9 protein-coding genes are annotated in these 5,510 nt (G+C 65.4%); 3 read left to right on the plus strand and 6 right to left on the minus strand.

The features are described 5' to 3' along the window. Positions 1 to 298 (plus strand): outer membrane beta-barrel protein (locus EOA28_RS23415; protein ID WP_148670816.1); only part of this gene is annotated, 298 nt, incomplete at its 5' end. A 202-nt stretch (positions 299 to 500) separates the two neighbouring features. Here the strand turns inward: EOA28_RS23415 and EOA28_RS23420 are convergent. Further along, a complete protein-coding gene (locus tag EOA28_RS23420; RefSeq protein ID WP_245463243.1) occupies positions 501 to 1,694 on the minus strand; it encodes an MFS transporter in 1,194 nt (397 codons plus the stop codon). Positions 1,695 to 1,741: 47 nt separating this feature from the next. On the opposite strand from EOA28_RS23420, the gene EOA28_RS23425 reads away from it, so the two are divergent. Further along, positions 1,742 to 2,260, plus strand: a complete 519-nt coding sequence (locus EOA28_RS23425) for a GNAT family N-acetyltransferase (RefSeq protein ID WP_126078076.1) — start codon at positions 1,742 to 1,744, stop codon at positions 2,258 to 2,260. Here EOA28_RS23425 and arsC read toward each other — a convergent pair. From arsC to EOA28_RS23440, 3 genes are read right to left on the minus strand one after another with little or no spacing between them, the layout of a single operon-like run. After that, complete coding sequence (gene arsC, locus EOA28_RS23430; RefSeq protein WP_127251812.1) at positions 2,238 to 2,660, minus strand: arsenate reductase (glutaredoxin); 423 nt, start codon at positions 2,658 to 2,660, stop codon at positions 2,238 to 2,240. The genes EOA28_RS23425 and arsC overlap by 23 nt on opposite strands. Then, positions 2,657 to 3,355, minus strand: coding sequence for an MIP/aquaporin family protein (locus EOA28_RS23435; RefSeq protein WP_126083442.1), 699 nt, complete (start codon positions 3,353 to 3,355; stop codon positions 2,657 to 2,659). The genes arsC and EOA28_RS23435 overlap by 4 nt, the downstream gene beginning before the upstream one ends. Before the next feature lie 32 nt (positions 3,356 to 3,387). Then, on the minus strand, positions 3,388 to 3,738 hold the full coding sequence (locus EOA28_RS23440) for a metalloregulator ArsR/SmtB family transcription factor (protein WP_126078078.1): 351 nt from the start codon (positions 3,736 to 3,738) through the stop codon (positions 3,388 to 3,390). 42 nt (positions 3,739 to 3,780) lie between these two features. Here EOA28_RS23440 and EOA28_RS23445 point away from each other — a divergent pair, with 42 nt between their 5' ends. After that, entirely contained in the window at positions 3,781 to 4,302 is a 522-nt protein-coding gene (locus tag EOA28_RS23445) for a DUF6428 family protein (protein ID WP_127251813.1), read from the plus strand. A gap of 235 nt (positions 4,303 to 4,537) precedes the next feature. On the opposite strand, the gene EOA28_RS23450 is transcribed toward EOA28_RS23445, so the two are convergent. Further along, on the minus strand, positions 4,538 to 4,810 hold the full coding sequence (locus EOA28_RS23450) for a PilZ domain-containing protein (RefSeq protein ID WP_126078080.1): 273 nt from the start codon (positions 4,808 to 4,810) through the stop codon (positions 4,538 to 4,540). A 140-nt stretch (positions 4,811 to 4,950) separates the two neighbouring features. Next, the gene (locus tag EOA28_RS23455; RefSeq protein ID WP_128315324.1) at positions 4,951 to 5,508 is read right to left on the minus strand and encodes a histidine phosphatase family protein; all 558 of its coding nucleotides are present in this window, start codon (positions 5,506 to 5,508) and stop codon (positions 4,951 to 4,953) included. Between the last annotated feature and the right edge of the window lie 2 nt (positions 5,509 to 5,510).

Genomic DNA, 5,510 nt, shown 5'->3' on the forward strand with positions numbered 1-5,510 from the left:
GCTGGGCCACGCTTGGGACCGCACGCTCATCTACGGCCATGGCGGCCTTGCCTTTGGCAACACCGAGCAGACACTGACGGTCGGCGGGACGACCGTCTTCAACGAGGAGCAGACACGCACCGGCTGGACGATCGGCGCGGGCCTCGAGCACGCCATCACCGATCGCATCTCCTTCGGCACGGAGTATGCCTATGTCGACCTTGGCTCGAAGCAGATACTCGACAATGGCGAAGGGTTGACAGTCAAGGACGACGTGGCTTTCCACACGCTCAAGGCCTTCGTGAATTACCGTTTCTGAGCGCCTCGCAATCGTTCAGATTCGTTACCCGCAGTTAAGCCTTGTTTGATGCATGTCGCTCAGCCGAAACCACGGCGCATTGAGCGACATGCATTGGCGTAATTCGCCAAAAGATGTGCGGCGGCGTCCGTCCGGAGCCGCCTGAAAGCGGATATCCGCGACAGATTCGGCGATTTCGTCGGGCGTCAAACCGATCCGAGGATCAGCGGCCCACGGCCGCAAGCAAGCAGATAGAGAGCCCCACATTCAGCGTCGCCGCGAGCGCCAGCGTGGTCAGGACGAGATTGCCGCCGCCCATGCCCAGAAGCAGCGCTCCGATGGAAGGAGCTGCCGCCTGGATGATGAGGCTCGGCGTTGCGAGCTTGCCCATCAGGACGGCGTATTGCTGCGGATCGAACAGCACCAGCGGCAGCGCGCCGCGTGCGATCGTGTGGATGCCGTTGCCCGCGCCGTAGAGGATCAGGGCGAGCGCGATGAATGCGTGGCCCACCAGAAGCAGCCAGATCCCGGCCGCGAGCAGCGATACGGACGCCAGCATCGTCCAGATCGGATGATGCCGGTTGCGGCCGATCAGCAACTCGGCCACGCGCGCGCCGACCTGTGACGGACCGACCAGGGCGCCAAGACCGACTGCCGCCGCCAGGCCGACGCCGCGCAATTGCAGCAGCGTCAGCAGGTGGACGGAGAGCGTGGATGCGATCATCGCGGCCAATGTCAGGATGGAGGCAAGCAGAATGAAGCGTGCCCGCGTCCTGCCCGTGGCGGATGCCTCTTTCGACTCGCCTCTCACCGGAGCGGGCGCCGCGGGTGGAGGCGGCGGTATCACCCAAAGGTGGAGCGGCAGGCAGATCGCCAGATGGATCGCGGCATAGGAAAGGCAGGCGATGCGCCATCCGCCATGCTCGACAAGGAACGCGCTGAGCGGCCAGCAGACAGTGCTGGCGAAACCACCGAAGAGCGTCAGGTTGGTGATGGCGCTGCGTGCTGCCTGACCATAGAGCCGCCCCAGCGTGGCGAAGCCGGCGTCGTAGAGACTGCTCGACATGCCGAGGCCCATCAGCAGCCAGGCAACCAGGTAAAGCGGATAGGCGGTTGCCATCGCCAGCAACGAATGCGCGGCCGCCAGCAGCAGCGAGCCGGCGGCAAGCACCGGACGGCCGCCATGGCGCTGGATCAGCCGGCCCGTGATGGGGGACACAAGCCCGGCAAGCAGCAGTCCGCAGGACAACCCGCCAACGACCGATGCGAGCGACCAGCCGGTATCTTTTGCAATCGGCGCGGCAAGGACCGCGGGCAGATAGTAGGACGATCCCCAGGCGATGATCTGCGTGATTCCGAGGGCCGTGACGAGAACGTGGCGGTTGCGGGGGACGGGCGCAGGCGCTTCAATCTTCACGGATCGCTCAAAGCCCACTATTTATCGAGCCTCGAAGGGGAGCGCACATGCGTATCGCGGTAATCGACGAGGCCGGAGCAACGGCGCGACTCGACGCCCTCGCCGGGCTCTTGATGCAGAGCATCGAGGACGGGGCGCTCGTCGGCTTCGTACTGCCGTTCGACGTCGACCAAGCCCGGTCCTATTGGCAAGGCATCTTCCCCTCGCTGACGAACGGGGAACGTCTCCTCATCTGCGCCTATGTCGAGGACAATCTCGTCGGCACCGTCCAGCTCTATCTGTCGCCGGAACCGAATGCGCTGCACCGGGCGGAGGTTTACATGCTGCTCGTGCATCGAGATTTCCAGCGACAAGGCATCGGTTCAGCGCTCATGGCATCGGTGGAAGACGAAGCCAGGTCGAGAAAGCGCACCCTTCTCCTTCTCGACACCGCCGAGGGCGGAGCGAGCGAGCGGCTCTATCGGCGCATGAACTGGCGGCAAGTCGGCGTCGTGCCGCATCATTTCGTCGACCCGTTCGGCAAACCAAGGGCGTCCATCTACTTCATGAAGCACCTGACGCCCTAAGCGATGGACGTATTTTCTCGCCATCTTCCTTGACGAATTCGCACACCGGATTGTCCAGCAGCGGCAGCACAGCTTCCGACGGCCGGCAGAGCCTCGTGCCCTTGGGCGTCTCGACGATCGGCCGGTTGATGAGGATCGGATGGGCGAGCATGAAATCGATCAGTTCCTCGTCGCTCCATTTCGGGCCGGCGAGACCGAGCTCGTCGTAAGGCGTGCCCTTCTCCCGGAGCAACTGGCGGGGTGTGATCCCCATCGCCGCGATCAGTTCGAGCAGCCGCTCGCGGCTCGGCGGCGTCTTCAGATATTCGATCACCACGGGCTCCTCGCCGCTGGCGCGGATCATGGCGAGCGTGTTGCGCGAGGTGCCGCAAGCGGGATTGTGGTAAATCGTGACCGTCATGGTTCTGCTTTCAGGGGATGGGATTGCTGAACGGTTTCGGGCTTGAGGAGCCAGCCCATCAGCGCAAGCGCGATCAGGGCGCCTAGCAGCTCGGCGACGATGAAGCCCGGCAGATCGACCGGCCTGATGCCGGAGAAGCTGTTGGTGAGCGACCGCGCAACGGCAACCGCAGGATTGGCGAAGGACGTGGACGCGGTGAACCAATAGGCCGCCGTGATATAGAGCCCGACCAGCCACGGCACGGTCCGCCGCTCGAAGCGCAGGCCGGCGAGAATGACGACGACAAGGCCGAACGCCGCGACGCCTTCGGAAAACCACTGCGCCGGCCCGGTCCGCGGCTTCGTCGCGACCTCCAGAACCGGCAGGGCGAACATGAGATGCGCGGCGATGGTGCCGGCGACGCCGCCGGCGAATTGCGCGGCGATATAGGCAGGGAGATCGCGGGCAGGCAGAGACCGGTTGAGGCAGAACACCAGCGAAACCGCGGGATTGAAATGCGCGCCGGAGATCGGACCGAGGATGGTGATCAACACCACCAGCATGGCGCCGGTCGCGAGCGTGTTGCCGAGCAGCGCCAGCGCGGTGTCGTGCGTCAGCGTCTCGGCCATGATGCCGGAACCGACGACCGTCGCCACCAGCAGTCCGGTGCCCAGGGCTTCGGCGACGAACCGGCGCAATGGATCGAAGCCGCTCATCGGTTTGCCATGCTGGGCCAAGGGCGCGGCAGTCATTGCGTGGTCCCCTCGCCCGGCCGGCAGCAAGGCGCGGCAAGCGCCAGCGCGCAGATCTCCGGGCGGCCCGAGCAGCAATCCTCCATCAGGAAACGGATCAGGCCGGACAGCGCGTCGTACTCGGCGCTGTAGACGATCGAGCGGGCATCACGCCGCGCGGTGACGAGGCCGGACCGTTCCAGTTCCTTGAGGTGGAAGCTGACATTGGAGGGCGAGACCTCCACCTGTTCGGCGAGCGAGCCGGCGGAAATGCCTTCCGGTCCGGCAACGACCAACAGGCGCAGCAGGCGCAGGCGGGTTTCCTGCGACAGCGCGCCAAAGGCGATCAGGGCTTGACGTTCATCCACGTTTCGATAATCCTTGAAATATTGAAATGAGGAATAGCCGACATGCTGTCTTCTGACAATCATAAAAACGCCGCCCCGATCGACCCCTCCGACCTGACCATCGGCGACCTGCTGGGCGCGCTGGCCGACTACAAGGACAGGCCGCTGGTGTTCCGCTATGACGGGCAGCCGGTTAAGCCAGGCTATCATGTCACCGAGGTGAAGGCGGGCCAGTTCTCGGCGCTGGATTGCGAGGCCAATCCGGAATCATGGTCGGAGATCTTCGTCCAGCTATGGGACGTGGACGAAGGCGGGCCGGTCCATATGCCGGCCGGCAAGTTCGCGGCGATCATCCGCAAGGCCTCGGATCACGTGGCCCTCGACCAGTCGGCAAAGCTGACCTTCGAGGTCAGCGACGGCGTCCGCCCGATGGAACTGCACCGCGCGGCCCAGCCAAGCGTCGTTGGCGGCGCCATCGAGGTCGTGCTTTCGCCACGGCCAGCGAGCTGCAAGCCGCGTGACCGCTGGCTGAAGGAACAGGCGGCCGCGGGCAAGCCGTGCTGCGGAGAGAACAGCTGCTGCTGACCCGGCGAACGGCGCAGAGCGCCGCCGTGCTTTAGAATCTGATCATGCCATTGTGCTGCAACAAATAGAGGCCCACGAGAATGATAGCGATCAGCGTCACCCAAACGGCTGTCCTGCTCATGCGCGAATCCCAATTGATCGGCCCTCATGAACGCACGCGCCACGGTTGCGTTCCCGATGTGCCGGGTTGCATGCCGTCCGGACAGGATCAAGTCGCGAATTGCTGAGAACCGCGTCAGTCCTTCGGCGCGTTGCTGTAGAGCGCCACGCCGATGCGGTCGTTGCGCCGCCACCGCACCAAGGCGCGATAGGTCATATCGTCGGCTGGGACCTCGAGCAGGAAGCGTTCCGGGATCTCCGTATCGGCGGCGACGCGCAACTCCGCGCCCTGCTCGTGCTGATTCCTGACCGAGCAGCCGATCCTGACGGCACCGGCAATGATCGTGGCTTCCTTGAGCACGAATTCGCGCGCATGAAGACGGCGCTCGGTCTCGGGATAATTGGCCATATCCGGCGGCTCCTAAGGCAAGGCTCTCCTCGCCACTGGGCAGCACCATAGCAGCAAGGCGTTTCCGTTCCGTTAGCGGTTGCTGAAACAGCAGGATTCGTCTGCACCGCGGCCCATCAGCAGAAAAGCTGTTTCCGGCGCTATCTCGCGCCGGCGACCCCGCTCGCGTGCAGCACCCAGCGGCGGCCGTCGTTGCGGAACTCGGTGAGCGACAGCGGCTCGATGTCGATCTTCCAGACCGAGGAGAGCGGCGCGCCTAGCACATGCACGATGGCGGCGCGGATCGGCACGGCATGGGTGAGCGCGACGGTGTGGCCGCCCCCCTCGCCGGCCAGCCGCTCCATCAGCGCGGCACCCCGCCGGGCGACGGCGGCAAGCGATTCGCCGCCATGGGGTGCGGCGTCCGGATCGGCAAACCAGGCGGCCATGCCTGCCGGGTCCTCGGCCTGCACCTCCTCGAAGCTTTTGCCGGCCCAGCGCGCGAAATCCTGCTCGGCAAGCAGCGGCTCGACGGTCGCGTCAAGGCCAAGCGCCTCGGCCGTCCTGCGCGCGGCAAGCGCCGGACTTGTCCAGACGCGGTCGGCCCGGCGCAGCGACGAAGCGATCGCGCCGGCGCGATCGAGGGCGCTCGGCTCCGGCGCCTCGTCCGTCGGAAAGCGGCCCTTGCGCGCGGCCTGCGTCGCGCCGCTTGCGATCATCG

Source organism: Mesorhizobium sp. M2A.F.Ca.ET.067.02.1.1 (assembly GCF_004023285.1).
In the GTDB taxonomy this organism is placed as follows: domain Bacteria; phylum Pseudomonadota; class Alphaproteobacteria; order Rhizobiales; family Rhizobiaceae; genus Mesorhizobium.